Origin of the sequence: Reyranella sp. (assembly GCF_965279465.1) — a bacterium.
GTDB lineage: Bacteria > Pseudomonadota > Alphaproteobacteria > Reyranellales > Reyranellaceae > Reyranella.
This window is the reverse complement of record NZ_OZ257242.1, coordinates 2,407,735-2,423,970: the sequence shown is the minus strand read 5'-3', so window position 1 is coordinate 2,423,970 and position 16,236 is coordinate 2,407,735. Positions and strand designations below refer to the sequence as shown.

The following is a 16,236-nucleotide window of genomic DNA, read 5'->3' as shown; positions in this document are numbered from 1 at the left end:
CGGCACGGCAGTGTGTATATATTATAAGAATTATACACATTGCCTGGGCAAGCTTCGATGCGGACCAATATCGAGATCGACGACGAGCTATTGTCCCAAGCCATGAAGGCAACAGGCCTGTCGACCAAACGCGCCACGGTGGAAGAGGGCCTGCGTCTGCTCGTTCGGATGCGCAAGCAGGTCCGGGCCCTTGCCGAGCTTGAAGGATTGGGCTGGGAGGGAGACTTGGACAAGATGCGCGAAGGCCGCCGGTTCGATCCGCTGTGATTCTGGTGGACAGCTCGGTTTGGATCGCCCGCTTGCGCGGCTATCGAACGCCGGGGGTCGAAAAGTTGGAGATCGCTGCTGCACAAGAGATGGTTCTGGTGGGCGATCTCATCCTGCTCGAAGTCCTGCAAGGTGCCCGCGACGAAATCCATGCAAGGCGTATCGAGCGTGCCTTGCGCGCGTACGCAGTCGTATCGATTCTGGATGGCAAGCTGGCCTCTGTGGCAGCACGGAATTTTCGCACGCTCAGAGACCGAGGCATCGCGATGCGCAAGACAATTGACGTCATCATCGGCACCTTCTGCATCGAACAAGGCCATGCGTTGCTTCACGATGATCGCGACTTTGCGCCGATGGAGGCCCATCTCGGCCTCAAAGTCATATGAGCGGGGAGCACAGCATGAGCGAGGCGGGTTGGCGGCAGCGGGCCGGCACACAGTTCAAGTGCGAGAAGCAGTCGGCGCACGGCCGGAACGGCATGGTGGTGACGAACCATCCGCTGGCCTCCGCTGCGGGCATGGAGATGCTGGCCGCCGGCGGCAACGCGATCGACGCCGCCGTCGCCGCCCAGTTCGCACTGACGGTCGTCGAGCCGATGATGGTCGGGCTGATCGGCGGCACCACCTCGCATATCCGCCTCGCCGACGGCAGCCACAGGATCGTCGACGGCATGAGCGCCGTGCCGCTCGCCGGCCATCCGACGATGTACCGTCCGATCCCCGGCACACTGCCACAGGTCTATGACGTCGAGCGGCGCGAGAACCAGGTCGGGCCGAAGGCGGTGGCGACACCGGGGTCGCTGCGCGCCTGGTGCCACGCCCTCGACACCTACGGCACGATGGCGCTGGCCGACGTGATGCAGCCCGCGATCCGGCACGCCGCGCGCGGCTTCACGGTCACGCCCTATCTTTCCGACTGCATCGAAAGCGCCGCCGACGACCTGCTCGACGATCCCTTCGCTGCCGACCGCCTGCTGCCCGACGGCACGCCGCTCAAGGCCGGCGAGCGGCTGGTGCAGGGCGATTACGCCGAGGCCCTGACCCTGATCGCCCAGCAAGGCGAGAGCGCGCTGCACGGCGGACCGCTCGGCGACCTGCTGGTCGAGTGCATGGAGCGGACCGGCGGCTTCATCTCGCGCAAGGATCTCACCGACTATCGGGTCGTCGAGCGCGCGCCGATCCGCGGGCGCTATCGCGGCTGGGAGATCCTGGGCCCGCCGCCGCCCGCCGCGTCAGGCGTGCACATCGCCCAGATGCTGAACATCATCGAGGGGTACGACATCGCGAAGATGGGCTTCGGCACCGTCGAGACGCTCCATCTGCTGGCCGAAGTGCTGAAGATCGCCTTTGCCGATCGTGCCGAGGCGAGCGGCGATCCGGACTTCGTGAAGGTGCCGGTCGAGCGCATCACCTCGAAGGCCTATGCCGACGATCGGCGCGCGGACATCGATCCGGCGCGCGCCCGAAGCTGGACCGGCGGGCTGCTCGCGAAGGAAGGCGCCGACACCACCCATCTCACCGTCGCCGACGGCATGGGCAATGTCGTCACCACGACGCAGACGATCAACAGCCTGTTCGGTGCACGCTTCATCGTGCCCGGCATCGGCATGGTGCCGAACGACTACATGTCGAACTTCGATCCGCGGCCGGGCAGCCCGCTCTCGATCGCGCCGGGCAAGCGGGTCACCACCTCGATGTCGCCGGTGATGGCGCTGAGGGACGGCAAGGTGGTGTATGCGCTCGGCCTGCCGGGTGGCCGCAAGATCTTCCCGTCGGCCTGGCAGGCGCTGATCAACCTGATCGATCACGGCATGACGCTGCAGGAGGCAGTCGAGGCGCCGCGCATCTGGACCGAGGGCGTCGTGCTCGAGGTCGAGCATGGTGTTCCCGAAAGCGTGCGCCAGGAGTTGCGCGACCGCGGTCACACGCTGCAGATCATGCCGACCGTGGCCGGCGGCATGAACGCCATCCAGTTCCACGACGACGGCAGCATGACCGGCGCGGCCTGCTGGCGCGCCGATGGCGCGGCGGTCGCCCTCGGCGGCGGGCTCGCCCGGGCCGGCGTGCGGTTCGTTCTGCCGAGCTGATTAACCGGCGAGGATCTCACAAAGCTCCTCGCGCGAGGGCAGCGCCTCGAAGGCGCCCGCCCGGGTCGCTGTCAGCGCGGCTGCCTTCTGGGCCGAGCCGATCGCCCGGTCGATCGCGATGCCTCGGGAAAGTGCCGCCGCCATCACGCCGCAGAACACGTCGCCGCAGCCCGTCGTGTCGATGGCGGTGACGTTCTCGGCCGGGAAGATGCGCGCGCCGAAGCGGCATCCCGCGGCACCGAGCGTGACGATTGCGGCATCGGCCCGATCGATCGAAGAGCCCAGGGCCTCGGCCTCGAGACGGTTGGCGATGACGAGGCTGCACCCGTTCATCAGTTTCTCGGCGCCCGGCCAGAACGGTGCGGGCGTGAAGATCGTCGTCGCCTTTCGTTGCCGCGCCGTTGCGAGAAGGTAGCCGGTCAGTTCGAGCGAGAGGTTGCCCTGGAGCAGCACGACGTCGCCCTCGCCCACGTCGTGCAACACCGGCTCAGCCTCGGCGACGGTCAATGCCAACGAGCAGGCGCTGGTGCTCACGATGCTGTTCTCGCCGCCCGGCTGGACCATCAGGAGGGAAAAGTCGGTGGCGTACGGCAGGTGCGGCAGGATCAGCTCGTCGAAGCCTTCGAGCGACAGATGCCGCTCGACGTCGCTCGCCTCGGGCGCATCGTTGCCGAGCGGGGCGCAGAAACGCACCCGCGCGCCGCAGCGCGCCGCTACGACGGCCTGGTTCAGCCCCTTGCCGCCCGGCGCCCGCGCAGCGTCGCTTCCAATCAGCGTCTCACCCGGCAGCGGCAGGCGCGGCACGGCCAGCCGCAGATCGAGGCCCGCATTGCCGATGACGACGACGCGGCCCATGCTAACCCCAGTCGTCGTCGATGAGTGCAGCAAAGGAGCGTCCTTCGGGAAGGGCATGGCCAGTCACCAGTCGCGGAGCAACTCGCGGGCCACCCTCGGTCCGCCCTGCCGACGCAGGGCGCTCAGGGCAGCGACACTCTCACCTGCCGTCCGCCGCGCAAGTCGACCCGCTGCATCATCGAGCCGCCTTCGATCTGCGAGGCGCCCTGCCACTTCACGCTGCTCGTGACATACCAGACGCCGTCGGGCACGCGCGAGAACGAGAAGCTGCCCGAGGGGTCGCAGCTCGTCCGGCGCAGGGTCGAGACATAAAGCGGATCGTCGCGCTCGAACTTCTCCGCGCCGAGGCTGGCGGCACGCATGCCCCTGGTCGCGTTGCCGAAGATCGCCGTCATGCGGGCGCGGGCGTAGGCGCTGTCCGGGATGAGGTTCGCCGACTGTCCGGCGCACGTATGACTCGTGCCGCCGGCCCTGATGAGAGCGATTCCGCTTACGGTGTTCGCGCCGCTCTTGCGCGCCCAGTCGACCTCGGACGGCGCGACCGGCGTGGAAAGAGCGGATTCCTGCGGCCCAAACTGGCCACACCCGGCAAGGGCGAACGTCAGTCCCAGGAACAGGGCAGCAGGCTTCATTGACCGGATTCTTTCTGCTTAAGGGGGCTGCACATATAGTCCGGACGTTCCGCACGAGGCTTGTGTTCCTTTGGTGATTCGCGCCGACGGTAGCCCTCTGGCTTTGACATCTCACGGCCGTGCGGCTCTGGAGTGCCGTTCACCGTTGGGGATTTGATCGCATTTCTCAGAGTTCGGCTCGCCTGAGCCTCGGCTCCCAGGCGTTTCGCGGCAAGGCTCCTGCTCAGCGGCGTCCGGCAAAGGCCACCGTCGACCATGTTCGGATCGTGCTCGCGGGCAATCTGGCATGCGCGACTTCCGCCGCAGCAGGCGAACCATTGCGCCTGGCCATCCACGCTCGCGCCAAGCAGGCGTCTCACATCTTGTGTTTGGAACGGGACGTCGTTGCGCGAGGTAAGATGGAGAGAGTAGGCGGGATATGCCTTGACCTTGCCACATGTACAATCGACGGTGACGACACTCTTTCCTTCGCCTGATGAGGAGTTGGCCCAATGGGAACGAAGGGCTTTTTTTCGATTGCTGCAGTGCTGATTATCGGCGTCGCCACCAGTTCCGACGTTGCGGCAGCCGATCCACCGACCCAGACGGCCCGTGTCGGCGGGGGCGAAGTCATCGAATTCGGCAGCTTTCATTGCACGGCGCAAAAAGCGGATGGCGAAAAACTGGTCTGGAGCTGCCCCGCGCAGTCCTTCGCGTCGAAGTTCAAGGAGTCACCCACGGTGTTCTTCTCGATTGCCGGCTTCGATCGTCTCGTGCCGACCGATACGGGATTCAGCCTGGATATCGACACCAAGGAGGACGCCACCAAGGATGGCTTCAAACCGGTCGTCGACGACACCTCCAACAGGCCTGCCGCCGAGAAAAGCACGGTCAGCGTAACGTGGATCGCCATTGGCGAAGGCGAGCGAGCGACGAGAAGGCCGCGGATCAGCCGCGAGGAACGTCTCAAGCTGCGCGAGATGCGGCAGCAGGAAAAGTTGAAGGACCAATAGGACGCACTCTATCGCTGGCGGGCGAACTTGCCGGCGAACCATCCTCCATCAGGGATGCAACCGCCACGAGAGCGACTCCGGTCGCCATCGCGATGGTGGCCAGTTTCAGCGTGCTGTCTGGGTGGTCCCGCGATAGATCCGCACCACGTTGTGATAGGCGCCTGCGCCCAGCCCTCCCGTATCGGCCGCCGCGTCGCGGATCATCTCCTGCTGCCTTATCCCGTAATCGGGGGGATATTCTCCGGTCCTGACGTAGGCGTCGATGTCCTGTTGGCGTACCCGGTAGATGGTCGCTCCGTCGATCTCCCGGGCCAGAACCGACGCCTGGTCGGTTGCCGCGGCGGCTTGACGCCGCAGGTTGAAGTCGGTGGCGCGGGTTGCCCTGATCTCGACAAACCCACCGGGCCGCAGCATGGCGTTGATCTGGCGTCCCATCTGGGCCGTCGTCACATCGTCGGCCAAGCCTAGAGCGAAGGGGCGACGCAGATAGATTCGATCAACTCCGGCAATACGACCGCCGCCCGGCAATCGGAGCGCCGGGGTGACCTGCAACGGCAGCTGGCCCGGACCGCGCGGCACGTCCTCCAGGCCGAACGGTATGAGCCGCGGGGCGCGCGGTGGTTGCGCGCCGCCCCTGGCAGGGAAGAATGCTTGGCCCGCAGTGGGCGTGACCAGGTCAGGCAGCATGGTCACCGCGCCTGATCGCGGAAAGATGTGGGAGGCCGGGTCGAGTTCCCACGGCAACGCGTGCGGCAACGCGTCCAGCCGCGTCACGCTCGCAGGCGTATTCGGCCACACGGGAGAGTTGCGGGCCACCTGGAGCGCAAGCGACAAGTCGCCCGGATTGATTGGATATTTTCCCTGATATGCCAGAAGCCAGTTGCCCGGCTCGACACCAATGCCGCGGCTACCAGGGATCTGCGCGGTCTGCGCTTGCAGGAAGGCAGGCGTGCCGGCCTGCAAGTCGACGATTAAGGGTCCACCCTTCGGCGGCGTCAGATCGATCGGGCGTCCTGCCGAATCGAGCAGCGTGACCGGTGGGCGGACCTGCTGCCGCGCCGGCTGCCCCCCTGGCCCGTACAGGCGCGGCTCGCCCGCCAGCGTGGTCGCGTCCGCGATTTGGGCTCTCGGTCCGTTCGCGCCCCTGGTCGTACTGATCACGCGCCCTCCCTCGTCGCGCAGTATGAGACGCCCCGCCATGGAGGAATCGACGGCGCTGCCCAACGTGCCTGCGTCGGCCGGCGCGCCGCGGCCGGGAACGTACAGCGTCACCGGCTCGGTTCGGCGTGTTGGGCTTGGTGCCGGGCCTGCCGAAGTGCCATGCGGTGTCGGGCGGGGTGCTGCTCCCTCCGGAGGGGCCCGAAGTCTGGTGTATCTGCTCACCCCTGCCTCGAGCACTGTCCCGGCGGCGCCGAAAGCCGCCCCGTATTTTGCCCCGGACTTGCCCGACTCCCATGCATTGCTGAGGAGTTGTCCGCCACTTATGTCGCCGCTGTACACGTATCCGGCATCGACGATTGCGCTCGACCCGGCCCCCGTTGCGAAACCGAGTCCTGTCCCTGTCGCCGTGTTCACGGCAAGTCGAGTTGCGAACGACCTGGTGGCAGCGGACCTCGCCACATTGCCTGCAACCGCGCCCGAACCTGCGCTCAGGGCGGTTGCGACGATGTTCGTGTAGACCGCCCTGTCGCTGGCTCTGGCGAACTCCAGCAACTGTCTGGCTTCGACGACAATCACCTTCTCGCCCTCGTCGTAAAGCCTGACGCCGACGAGTTCGTCGGGGCGCAGCCGACCACCTTGGTTGGAGAAGACGTTGCCGTACACGTTGCGCTCGATCGACCGCACGTCCTTTGCGAACCTGCGGGTATTCTTGACTGAATTGATTGGTTGCTGGACGATTATGCTGTCGCCCTCGCGCCGCGCCATGATCGGCGCCGCGTCAAATTCCCAGTCCCACGGCATCAGCGCGCCCAGGCCGTGGCTCGGCAGGAACGGAAAGACCGGCAACCAATGGGGAATCCGGCCCGCCTCGACGGCCTGAACAACCTTTGCAATCTGTTCCTGACGCCTCTGCTTTTTTTCGGCTTTCTGGTTTCGCCGCCACTGTTCGCCCTCCAGGCGGGCGAGCTCGTCCGAAAGCTGCTTGTACTCCAGCCCGCTCGAGGGATTGACCAGCAACCATTCAGAAATGAGGGCAATTTCTTCCGTCAGCGCCCAGTCCGTCAGCCCGCTGACTTTCAGACTTTCCCTGAGCGATCGCGGTTTCTTTTCCGCGCTGCCCGGCAGGGGCTGCCGCGCCAGGCCAGGGGCGCTTGCGCCGCTCACCCGGATTGAGCTTCGGCCCGCCGCGAATGCTGCGGCTGCGGACTCGGCGGCCCGTTCCAGCGCGCCGCCACCGAGCGCGGGACGTTCACTGCCTCCCCGATTCTGCTGAATGACGTGCGCCAGTTCATGCGCCAACGTCGCCTGTCCAGTCCCGGTGTGCTCGATGGCCCGCCGGTCGCCAAAGACTATATGATTCCCGACGGTATAGGCTCTTGCATGAACCGCTCGCGCCGATTCCGCCGCTTGCACGTCCCGGTGCACGCGCACCGCACTGAAATCGAAGCCGAACCTCGGCTCAAAATGCGCCCGCGTGAGCCCATCCAGCTGCTCGCCCGGTGCCCTGAGGACATCGCGAACCACTGCCGGTACTTCGGCCGGTGCCACTGTCGCCGGTTCAGCCAGCTTCTGGAGCATTGTGGCAGACGTGCTTTCTGCCAGGCCCTGCTTCTTCTCCAATAGCTGGAGTGCCGCCTGATTCCCGCCGGTTCGCTGGTGCGCGAGCATCCGTACGGCGGAGCCTGGCCTCGGCTGCACCGCTCTTTGCTGCAGCGATTTACCAGAAGCATGTGCCGGGGCGGCCTGCGAGGCAGCTTTCTCCTTTGGTGCCCTGGCAGGATGAGCAAACATAGCTCCATCTCCTCGTCGGCAGGATGCGGCAGCGCAAATAAGAAGCCTATCCTCGGCCGATTATATCCACAGCAGCGAGAAACTGAAAGGAACGACCGTCGGAATGTCGCCCGAACGCTTTGCCATGCTTTGGTGGACAATTAACCGTAGGCAGTTGCGGTATGCCCGCTCTGGGGTGTCGAGAAAACCGCTTGCCCAGAATCGGAAGTCGCATGGCGGGCCGGTCTTGCTCATGCGCTTATCCTTTCTTAGCGTCGGCCTCGCACTTTCTCTTCACGATGGCGTAAACGCACATATTCTTGATCCAATCATGGATTTTCTGATCGGAGAACACTGTGACAGACAGATCGTGCGCAAACTTGTTTTGACGCGACTGCCTACAAAAAAGTCCTTGTTGATTTCAGGAGATAACAGCCTCAACGGTTCAGTCCCGTGCCGGGGAATATACCTAGATAGTCTCTGCTTAAAGAAAGATGCCGCATATCAATGGCTTATATGAAATGCTGGTTGAGAAAGCGGATCGGCGCTCTAGTGTTTTCCGTTGATGTGCACAGCGCTGCAGGGTGCTGCGCGGGACACATTCTCTGATACCGGCCTCCTGCCCCGCTACTGCAGCACCGTGCAGCGGCATGTGACTCGCGCTCAAGCGCACCTACACTCTTGCGCTGCGGACAATGCTGTCAATTACCAACGTCCGGCACCTTCCGTACTGTTGACGAGAGTCTGGCGCGCGCATTGGCGGTAGCGGCAGGCGTGGTAACCGCCTCCGGCGTGAAGCAGGCAGCGGTCACCCCAATAGACAGCGTCACCATCAGCTGGGCCCACATCTTCGGTTTCGGCGTCGGGCATCCCCACGATCGGCATCGGTGACGGCGGCAACGAGCTCGGCTGCGGCCACATCAACGAGGCGGTGGCGGCGATCCAGCCTTTCGGCAAGGAATGCGGCTGTCCGCCATGGCGGCGTTGGCACGGTTACTGAATGTGATGTCCCGGTCTTTGCCGGGTGTCGAACCGGGGTGCCTACGGCATCGCGGCGGCACTGGCGGGCCATTTGGAAGACCGAGAGATATTGCCGACGAGCCGACGGAATTCCGGATCGTGCCGGCGAGCGTCGGTGGTGAGGCGAAGGACGGGACCTATTCCCGCCTCATCCCCTACGTCGACGGCACGTCGGACGGAATGCAGGCCGCGTTGATCACGATGCTTCACCAGATCGTCGAGAACGGGCTGAAGGAATACGACCGAGGGTTCTGAGAACTGGAATGGGGGCAGCGATGGGCAAAGGGTTCCAAACGACGAGCGGCCAAGGCAGTAACCGCGGCATTACGCGTCGCGGCTTCGGAGCCGGCGCTCTTGGGGCCGGCCTCCTATTGGGCACAGGCCGCGCGCCGGCGCTGGCACAAGGCAAGCGCGATCTCCGGGTCGGCACATGGGGTGGCGAATTCGGCAATCTGAGCCCCGTGATCCGCTCGGACATCCAGGGCAGCCTGGTCATGTACAACGTGTTCGACGGGTTGGTGGGCATAAACTACCAGGACCGCTCCATCGTGCCGCGCATGGCGCTCGAGTGGAGCAATCCCGATCCGCTCACCTGGCGCATCAAGATCCGCGAAGGCGTGAAATGGCAGAAGGGCTTTGGCGAGTTCACAGCCGAAGACGTGGTCTACACCTTCGAATTCCACATGTCGTCGAGGAGCTTCCAGATGGGAACCGCGCTGTTCCCGATCGACACGGTGAAGACCGACGGCAAGTACGTGGTCGAGATGAAGACCAAGCAGCCGTTCGGCGCCTTCCCCGGCGTAACCATGGGATACGGCGGCACGATCGTGTCGGCGAAGGCGCATAAGGAGATGGGCAACGACGCCTATAGCGCCATGCCTGTCGGCAACGGCCCGTTCCAGATCGAGAGCAAGAAGGGCACCGAGGTCGTGCTCGCCAAGCATCCGGAGTACTGGCGCCCGGGCTTTCCGAAGCTCGATCGCGTCGTCTATCGTGCCATTCCCGACTCGACCACCCGCTTGCAGGCGCTGCAGAAGGGCGAGCTCGACTTCGTGACTCATCCCGACCCCAAGGACATGAAGGCCTTGCGCAAGGAAGCCAAGTACACGATCAAGTCGACGCCGGGCTGGGCGTGGGACTACCAGCAATTCAACCTCAAGGCCAAGCCCGAAGCGGCCTACCACAACAAGCTGGTGCGCCAGGCGATCTCCTATGCGATCGACCGCGAGGCGATCGTGAGCGAGATCTACTACGGCGAGGCCATCCCCACCGACAACCAGATCCCCGCCGGCTACATGGGTCACCGTCAACCGCTGCTGAAGTACCCGAAGAACGGGGATCTCAAGAAGGCCAAGGAGCTGATGGCCCAGGCCGGCGTGAAGGGCTACGAGGTCGAGGTCATCACCTCCGACAAGGACTGGCTGCGCAAGGAGCTCGAGCTCGTAGCCGCGATGGTCAGCCAGATCGGCATCACCTACAAGATCAAGAGCATGGACATGGGCGGCTTCAACAGCCTGTGGCTCAACCGAAAATTCGACCAGCATCTCGAGGACATCACCCTGGTGGCGCCCGATCCCGACGCGACCTCGTGGTGGTTCCTGAACAGCAAGGGCAACGCGTCGGGCTACAGCGTGCCGTCCATGGACGCGATGCTCGACGGCGCGCGCAGCGAGCTCGATCCGGCCAAGCGCGAGGCCATGTACCACAAGATCGTCGACACGACGCTCGAGGAATGCCCGATCATCTATCACTGCAACACGAACAACATCCAAATCTACAACAACAAGCTGGTGGGCTTCGAGCCCGCGCCGCAGGAATACACCGAAAAGCTCGACACGGTTTCGTGGTCCTGACGCCGCACGAGGGATAGTCTGGCGATGTGGTCCTATCTCGGCCGTCGCCTGATCCAGGTGCCGCTCGTCCTGCTCGTCGTGTCGCTGATGACCTTCGCCATTACCCGCGCGACGCCGGGCGACCCGGTGACGATCATGCTGGGCATGCAGACCTCGCCCGAGGCCGCGACGGCGATGCGCAAGGAGTTCAACCTCGACCGCTCGCTGCCCGAGCAGTACGGGCTGTGGATCGCCAAGGTCGTGACTGGCGACCTCGGCCGCTCGATGCGCCTCAACGATCGCGTCACGACCCTGATCGCCGAGCGGCTGCCGATCAGCCTGCAGCTGGCCCTCGCCGGCATGCTGTTCGCGCTCGTGGTCTCGATCCCGCTGGGCGTGATCGCGGCGCTGCGGCGCAACAGCTGGATCGACTATCTGTGCACCGGTTACACGGTGATGGGTTTTGCCGTGCCGAACTTCGGCCTGGCGCTGATCCTGATCTATGTCTTCTCGATCAAGCTCGACTGGCTGCCGATCACCGGCATCGGCTCGTCCGAGGCCGAGCAAGGCGGGTTGTGGAAGCACTACAGCCCCTTCATCCTTCCCGCCGTTGCGCTCGGCGCCCTGCAGACGGCGATGCTGACCCGACTGCTGCGCTCCAGCATGATCGACATCCTGTCGCAGGATTACATGCGCACCGCGCGCGCCAAGGGCCTGCTGCCGGCCACCATCGTGATCGTCCATGCGCTCAAGAACGCGATGATTCCCTTCGTCACCATGGCCGCCGTCCAGTTCGGCTACATGATCGGCGTGCAGGTCACGATCGAGTACATCTTCGCGGTGCCCGGCATGGGCTCGGCGGTGCTGAACGCCGTGGTCAACCGCGACTTCCCGGTGATCCAGGGCTTCACGCTGGTGATCGCGGTCTTCTTCCTGCTGATGAATATCTTCGCGGACATCATGTACGCGTTGCTCGATCCGCGAATCCGATACTGAAGATGGCCGAGACGCGCGCCCTTCCCCTGCAATTCCGCGGCTCGCTGGCGCTGGCCGTGCGGCAGTTCCCGCGCAACCGTGCCGCCACGATCGGCCTCGTCATCCTGCTGGCCGTCTGCCTCACGGCCGCCTTCGCACCCTGGGTCGCGCCCTACGATCCCGTCCAGATCAAGCTTTCGATGAAGCTGAAGCCACCGTCGTTCGATCACCTGATGGGGACCGACCATTTCGGCCGCGACGTCTTCTCGCGCATGCTCTGGGGCGGCCGCACCTCGCTTTCGGTCGGCCTGCTGGTCGTGGGCTTCGCCTTCGTGCTGGGCGTGCCGCTCGGTCTCTCGTCGGGCTATTTCGGCGGCAAGGTCGACAACGCGCTGATGCGGCTGGTCGATGCCTTCCTCACTTTCCCGCCCCTGCTGCTGGCCGTGGCGCTGGTCGGCCTGCTGGGGCCGGACATCAAGAACGTGATGCTGGCGCTCGGCCTCGTGCAGGCGCCGATCCTGGCGCGCATGGTGCGCGGCAGCACGCTCGCCGTGCGCGAGGAAGTCTATGTGACGGCTGCCCGCGCGCTGGGCGCCAGTCCGCTGCGCATCGTGCTCTCGCATCTGTTGCGCAACATGGTCTCGCCGATCGTGGTCCAGCTCACGGTCGTCTTCGCGGCCGCCGTCGTCTCGGAGGCGTCACTCAGCTTCCTGGGCTTCGGCACGCAGCCGCCCGCGCCGAGCTGGGGCCGCGACATGAGCGAAGCCCGCCGCTTCCTGGGCGACGCCCCGTGGATGTTCCTGGCGCCGACCTCGATCATCGCGATCTGCGTGCTCAGCATCAACTTCATGGGCGACGGTCTGCGCGATGCGCTCGACCCGCGCGCCTGGCGCACGCGCCGCAGCGTCGCGTCGGAGACTTCGACATGAGCCTGCTGCGCGTCCGCAACCTTCGCACCCGCTTCGCCACGGATCGCGGCGACGTGCGCGCGGTCGACGGCGTGTCGTTCGATCTCGAGGAGGGCGAGATCCTGGGGCTGGTGGGCGAAAGCGGCAGCGGCAAGAGCGTGACGGCGCTCTCGATCATGCGCCTCGTGCCCGAGCCGCCGGGCCACATCGCTGCCGACAGCCTGGCCTTCGACGGCCGCGAGCTGCTGGGCCTCAGCGAGGCCGAGATGCGCGAGGAGCGCGGCGCGAGCATGGCGATGATCTTCCAGGACCCGATGCGTTCGCTCAATCCCGTGCTCACCATCGGGCGGCAGATCACCGAAGTGCTGCGCCGCCACCAGAAGCTCGACGGACCGGCCGCGAAGCGCCGCGCGATAGAGCTGATGGAGACGGTCGGCATTCCCTCGGCAGAGAAACGCCTCGGCGCCTATCCGCACCAGTTCTCCGGCGGCATGCGCCAGCGGGTGATGATCGCGATCGCGCTGTCCTGCAATCCGCGCCTGCTGATCGCCGACGAGGCCACGACCGCGCTCGACGTCACGATCCAGGCGCAGATTATCGACCTGGTGAAGCGCCTTACGCGCGAGCGCGGCACCTCCGTGATCTGGATCAGCCACGATCTCGGCGTCGTCGCGGGCCTGTGCGACAAGGTCAACGTCATGTACGCGGGCAACGTCGTGGAATCCGGCCCGATCCGTGAGCTGTTCCATCGCCCGAGCCACGGCTATACGCTCGGCCTCATGGGTTCGACGCCGAGGGTCGACGGCACCGGCGCGCGCCGCCTGACGCCCATCGACGGCATGCCGCCCAGCCTGATCGGACCGATCCCGCTCTGTCCCTTCCTGCCGCGTTGCCGCGTCGCCGTCCCCGTCTGCCAGACGATCCCGCCGGAGCCCCGCGACTTCGGCAGTGGTCACTGGGCCCGCTGCCTCGCCGACTTGATGCCTGGAGTCCGGGCGCCATGAGCACGCTGCTCGAAGTCGAGGACCTCGACGTCCACTTCGGCCGGCCGGACGCTCCGGGCACGGTGAAGGCCGTCGACAGCGTCTCGTTCAAGGTAGAGAAAGGCCGCACGCTCGGCCTCGTGGGCGAGTCCGGCTGCGGCAAATCGACGACCGGCTACGCGATCCTGCAGCTCGTGCGCGCCACTTCGGGCCGCGTGCTGTTCGGCGGCACGGACCTCTGCGGGATGAACAAGCGCGACCTGCGCCGGATGCGGCGCAAGCTGCAGATCATCTTCCAGGACGCGCACGCCTCGCTCAATCCGCGCATGCCGATCGGCGATCTCGTGGGAGAGGCGCTCGACATCCACGGCCTGTTTCGAGGCAGCACGCGCGCCGGCCGCATCCGCGAGCTCCTCGACATGGTGGGCCTCTCGGGCTCTCTCTTCGAACGCTACCCGCACGAGCTCAGCGGCGGCCAGGCGCAGCGGGTCGCGATCTGCCGCGCGCTCGCCGTCGAGCCCGAGCTGATCATCTGCGATGAGCCGGTGTCGGCGCTCGATGTGTCGATCCAGGCGCAGATCGTGAACCTGCTGCAGGATTTGCAGGAGCGGTTGGGCCTCACCTACATCTTCATCTCCCACGATCTCAGCGTCGTGCGTCACATCAGCGACCAGGTGGCCGTGATGTATCTCGGCAAGATCGTCGAGATGGCCGGCAAGGACGAGATCTACGCCGCACCGGCGCATCCTTATACGAAGTCGCTGATGTCGGCTGTGCCGGTGCCCGATCCCGACGTCGAGGCGCAGCGCCAGCGCATCATCCTGAAGGGCGACCTGCCCAATCCGGCCGACCCGCCCTCGGGCTGCCGCTTCCGCACGCGCTGCCCGATCGCGATCGACGAGTGCGCGAAGATCGATCCGCCGCAATATCCGCTCGCAAACGCGCATTGGGCGAAGTGCATCCGCCTCAAAGACGTCTAAACCGAAAAAATCGCCGCCTCAGAACTCCAGGAGGTTATCGCGCAGATGCTTGTGCGCATAGGCCTTGCGGGTCAGGCCACGGCGCTGCAACTCGGGAACCAGCCCATCGCAAACCTCCATCACCGAGCGACGGTCGATCGGGGTATCGGATATCAGGAAGCCGTCACCACCCACTTCTTCCATGATCTCCTGCATCACCCCTGCCACGTGATCGGGCGTACCGGTGTAGTCGAGGCTGCCCTTGCTGGCGTAGGTGCGCACGATCTCGCGCAGAGGCTTGCCGAGCCACCGGGCGAGCGAGGACTGGTGGCCATTGGTCGTCAGGGTGAGCGGCAGCGGCTCGTCGAGATCGAACTTGGAGAAGTCGATGCCGGTCAGCCGCGACATTCCGGAGAGCTGCATCTCGACGTGCTTCAGCGAGTCTTCCTGCTGCAACCGACGCCGCTCGATCGCCGCCTCCATCGTCGTGTCGACGATCGGAGAGCACAGGAACAGGAGCTTGATGTCGTCCGGATTGCGACCGATCGCGGCAGCGTTGCGGCGCACCTCCTGGCGATACTCCTTCATCTTCTCGATGTTGCTGCCTTCCGTGATGATGGTGTCGGCCCACTTGGACGCAAACTTCTTGCCTGCCGCCGAGCCGCCGGCCTGCACGATCGGCACTCGCCCTTGCGGCGAGCGTGGCGCGTTGAGCGGCCCGCGCACCTTGAAGTACTTGCCTTCGTGATGGATCGGCCGGACCTTCTTGCCGTCGGCGAACATCGGGATGGTGGGATCGAGCACCACCGCGTCCGCGTCCCACGCCTCCCACAGCCTGGTGACCACGTCGGCGAATTCGTCGGCGACCTCGTAGCGCTCGTCGTGCGGCCGGTGCTTGTCGTGACCGTAGTTCTGCGCCGTTCCATCGTTGCTGCCGGTGACGCAGTTCCAGCCGATCCGGCCCTCGGTGACGTGGTCCAGGGAATTGATGAGACGCGCCGCCAGGTAAGGCGGGTATTCCGACACAGAAAGAGTGGGCACGAGACCAAGATGCTGCGTGGCCTGCGCAAGCCACGGCACGAGGACCGCAGGGTCGAGCTTGGGGCTGCCTTGAGCGTATTGCAGATAGGTGTCGTGGTTGCCTTTGTAGGTGTAGGGGACGTTCGAGGAATCCTCGATGATCATGTAGTCCATGCACGCGCGCTCCATCCCCTTGGCAAGGTCGATGAAGATGTCGGGCATCATCCAGCGCTGGACGTCGGAGGCACTGCCGGCCCACATCGAGCGCCAGTTCTTGGAGGCGAAACTCTGGCCAAGGAACCAGGCGAGATGGAAAGGACGAGTGCTCATGACCTGCAGCTTGCAAAACGCCTGCCAGCCATGCCTGCAACACCGCGCGGAATAGCCCCGGTCGTTGTCGACGGCAACCTTGTCCGGCGTCCTGGGCGTCCAGCCGTCAAACGTCGCTGCCGCGCCTGGCAAAGCGCAGGATGAAAGTCGTAGCCATCGCGAGGACCAGCACCATGCACAGCGAGATGGCGGCGCTCATCGGGAAAGTGCCGGCGGCACCCGCGGCCCACACGACCCCGCGCCCAGGAATCGATCACCGGCATCACCGGTTGCGCCCGCGCGACGAGCGGCCAACCGGCAGCCGCACCGCCACGAAGTCCGCCGCATCGCGGTCGGACTTGCTCGAAAGCGCCTCCAATCCGCGAATGTCATCGCATGGTCATTCAGGCGAACGGCTCATCAGCGGCCGCTCAACGCGCTCACCTCAGAGCAAGACGGCAACCGTA

The 16,236-nt window shown here is 65.2% G+C and carries 17 protein-coding genes; 11 read left to right on the top strand and 6 right to left on the bottom strand.

The genetic code is table 11. The annotated features are described in order from the left end of the window. Window positions 1-57: 57 nt before the first annotated feature. The 3 genes from ACQY8M_RS11875 to ggt are packed head-to-tail and all read left to right on the top strand — an operon-like array spanning window position 58 to window position 2,353. Complete coding sequence (locus tag ACQY8M_RS11875; RefSeq protein ID WP_428672135.1) at window positions 58-267, top strand: type II toxin-antitoxin system VapB family antitoxin; 210 nt, start codon at window positions 58-60, stop codon at window positions 265-267. A gap of 5 nt (window positions 268-272) precedes the next feature. Then, entirely contained in the window at window positions 273-653 is a 381-nt protein-coding gene (gene vapC / locus ACQY8M_RS11870) for a type II toxin-antitoxin system VapC family toxin (protein WP_428672133.1), read from the top strand. A gap of 14 nt (window positions 654-667) precedes the next feature. Beyond that, on the top strand, window positions 668-2,353 hold the full coding sequence (gene ggt, locus ACQY8M_RS11865; RefSeq protein WP_428672131.1) for a gamma-glutamyltransferase: 1,686 nt from the start codon (window positions 668-670) through the stop codon (window positions 2,351-2,353). Here ggt and ACQY8M_RS11860 read toward each other — a convergent pair whose 3' ends face one another. Next, window positions 2,354-3,208, bottom strand: a complete 855-nt coding sequence (locus ACQY8M_RS11860) for a ribokinase (RefSeq protein WP_428672129.1) — start codon at window positions 3,206-3,208, stop codon at window positions 2,354-2,356. It abuts the gene before it with no gap. Between the two features lie 122 nt (window positions 3,209-3,330). Then, on the bottom strand, window positions 3,331-3,840 hold the full coding sequence (locus ACQY8M_RS11855) for a hypothetical protein (RefSeq protein ID WP_428672127.1): 510 nt from the start codon (window positions 3,838-3,840) through the stop codon (window positions 3,331-3,333). 491 nt (window positions 3,841-4,331) lie between these two features. Here ACQY8M_RS11855 and ACQY8M_RS11850 point away from each other — a divergent pair, with 491 nt between their 5' ends. Further along, a complete protein-coding gene (locus tag ACQY8M_RS11850) occupies window positions 4,332-4,832 on the top strand; it encodes a hypothetical protein (protein ID WP_428672125.1) in 501 nt (166 codons plus the stop codon). Between the two features lie 105 nt (window positions 4,833-4,937). On the opposite strand, the gene ACQY8M_RS11845 is transcribed toward ACQY8M_RS11850, so the two are convergent. Both ACQY8M_RS11845 and ACQY8M_RS11840 read right to left on the bottom strand, forming a co-directional pair. Continuing rightward, on the bottom strand, window positions 4,938-7,661 hold the full coding sequence (locus tag ACQY8M_RS11845) for an eCIS core domain-containing protein (protein ID WP_428672123.1): 2,724 nt from the start codon (window positions 7,659-7,661) through the stop codon (window positions 4,938-4,940). 183 nt (window positions 7,662-7,844) lie between these two features. Next, the gene (locus ACQY8M_RS11840) at window positions 7,845-8,018 is read right to left on the bottom strand and encodes a hypothetical protein (protein ID WP_428672121.1); all 174 of its coding nucleotides are present in this window, start codon (window positions 8,016-8,018) and stop codon (window positions 7,845-7,847) included. Window positions 8,019-8,631: 613 nt separating this feature from the next. Between ACQY8M_RS11840 and ACQY8M_RS11835 the strand changes: the two genes are divergently transcribed. The 7 genes from ACQY8M_RS11835 to ACQY8M_RS11805 all read left to right on the top strand — a co-directional run bounded on the left by ACQY8M_RS11835 (window position 8,632) and on the right by ACQY8M_RS11805 (window position 14,461). Then, a complete protein-coding gene (locus ACQY8M_RS11835; RefSeq protein WP_428675350.1) occupies window positions 8,632-8,763 on the top strand; it encodes a glutamate cyclase domain-containing protein in 132 nt (43 codons plus the stop codon). A 119-nt stretch (window positions 8,764-8,882) separates the two neighbouring features. Then, entirely contained in the window at window positions 8,883-9,038 is a 156-nt protein-coding gene (locus ACQY8M_RS11830; protein WP_428672119.1) for a hypothetical protein, read from the top strand. 116 nt (window positions 9,039-9,154) lie between these two features. Continuing rightward, a complete protein-coding gene (locus ACQY8M_RS11825; RefSeq protein WP_428672117.1) occupies window positions 9,155-10,636 on the top strand; it encodes an ABC transporter substrate-binding protein in 1,482 nt (493 codons plus the stop codon). Window positions 10,637-10,660: 24 nt separating this feature from the next. After that, on the top strand, window positions 10,661-11,611 hold the full coding sequence (locus ACQY8M_RS11820; protein WP_428672115.1) for an ABC transporter permease: 951 nt from the start codon (window positions 10,661-10,663) through the stop codon (window positions 11,609-11,611). A 2-nt stretch (window positions 11,612-11,613) separates the two neighbouring features. Then, window positions 11,614-12,519 (top strand): ABC transporter permease, encoded by a 906-nt coding sequence (locus ACQY8M_RS11815; protein WP_428672113.1) that lies wholly within the window; start codon window positions 11,614-11,616, stop codon window positions 12,517-12,519. Next, window positions 12,516-13,502, top strand: coding sequence for an ABC transporter ATP-binding protein (locus ACQY8M_RS11810; RefSeq protein ID WP_428672111.1), 987 nt, complete (start codon window positions 12,516-12,518; stop codon window positions 13,500-13,502). The genes ACQY8M_RS11815 and ACQY8M_RS11810 overlap by 4 nt, the downstream gene beginning before the upstream one ends. Next, window positions 13,499-14,461 carry an ABC transporter ATP-binding protein gene (locus ACQY8M_RS11805; RefSeq protein ID WP_428672109.1) on the top strand — a complete coding sequence of 321 codons (963 nt, stop codon included), beginning with the start codon at window positions 13,499-13,501 and terminating at the stop codon, window positions 14,459-14,461. Before ACQY8M_RS11810 ends, ACQY8M_RS11805 begins: the two co-directional genes overlap by 4 nt. Window positions 14,462-14,479: 18 nt before the next feature. Here the strand turns inward: ACQY8M_RS11805 and ACQY8M_RS11800 are convergent, their stop codons facing one another. Then, window positions 14,480-15,790, bottom strand: coding sequence for an NtaA/DmoA family FMN-dependent monooxygenase (locus tag ACQY8M_RS11800; RefSeq protein ID WP_428672107.1), 1,311 nt, complete (start codon window positions 15,788-15,790; stop codon window positions 14,480-14,482). A gap of 106 nt (window positions 15,791-15,896) precedes the next feature. After that, the gene (locus ACQY8M_RS11795) at window positions 15,897-16,022 is read right to left on the bottom strand and encodes a hypothetical protein (RefSeq protein WP_428672105.1); all 126 of its coding nucleotides are present in this window, start codon (window positions 16,020-16,022) and stop codon (window positions 15,897-15,899) included. Window positions 16,023-16,236: the final 214 nt, after the last annotated feature.

What these genes read in the sequence shown, in the direction of transcription:
- ACQY8M_RS11875 (WP_428672135.1), top strand. Translation starts at nt 58, where the DNA reads ATGCGGACCAATATCGAGATCGACGACGAGCTATTGTCCCAAGCCATG.
- ggt (WP_428672131.1), top strand. Translation starts at nt 668, where the DNA reads ATGAGCGAGGCGGGTTGGCGGCAGCGGGCCGGCACACAGTTCAAGTGC.
- ACQY8M_RS11860 (WP_428672129.1), bottom strand. Translation starts at nt 3,208, where the DNA reads ATGGGCCGCGTCGTCGTCATCGGCAATGCGGGCCTCGATCTGCGGCTG.
- ACQY8M_RS11855 (WP_428672127.1), bottom strand. Translation starts at nt 3,840, where the DNA reads ATGAAGCCTGCTGCCCTGTTCCTGGGACTGACGTTCGCCCTTGCCGGG.
- ACQY8M_RS11850 (WP_428672125.1), top strand. Translation starts at nt 4,332, where the DNA reads ATGGGAACGAAGGGCTTTTTTTCGATTGCTGCAGTGCTGATTATCGGC.
- ACQY8M_RS11845 (WP_428672123.1), bottom strand. Translation starts at nt 7,661, where the DNA reads ATGCTCGCGCACCAGCGAACCGGCGGGAATCAGGCGGCACTCCAGCTA.
- ACQY8M_RS11840 (WP_428672121.1), bottom strand. Translation starts at nt 8,018, where the DNA reads ATGAGCAAGACCGGCCCGCCATGCGACTTCCGATTCTGGGCAAGCGGT.
- ACQY8M_RS11820 (WP_428672115.1), top strand. Translation starts at nt 10,661, where the DNA reads ATGTGGTCCTATCTCGGCCGTCGCCTGATCCAGGTGCCGCTCGTCCTG.
- ACQY8M_RS11815 (WP_428672113.1), top strand. Translation starts at nt 11,614, where the DNA reads ATGGCCGAGACGCGCGCCCTTCCCCTGCAATTCCGCGGCTCGCTGGCG.
- ACQY8M_RS11810 (WP_428672111.1), top strand. Translation starts at nt 12,516, where the DNA reads ATGAGCCTGCTGCGCGTCCGCAACCTTCGCACCCGCTTCGCCACGGAT.
- ACQY8M_RS11805 (WP_428672109.1), top strand. Translation starts at nt 13,499, where the DNA reads ATGAGCACGCTGCTCGAAGTCGAGGACCTCGACGTCCACTTCGGCCGG.
- ACQY8M_RS11800 (WP_428672107.1), bottom strand. Translation starts at nt 15,790, where the DNA reads ATGAGCACTCGTCCTTTCCATCTCGCCTGGTTCCTTGGCCAGAGTTTC.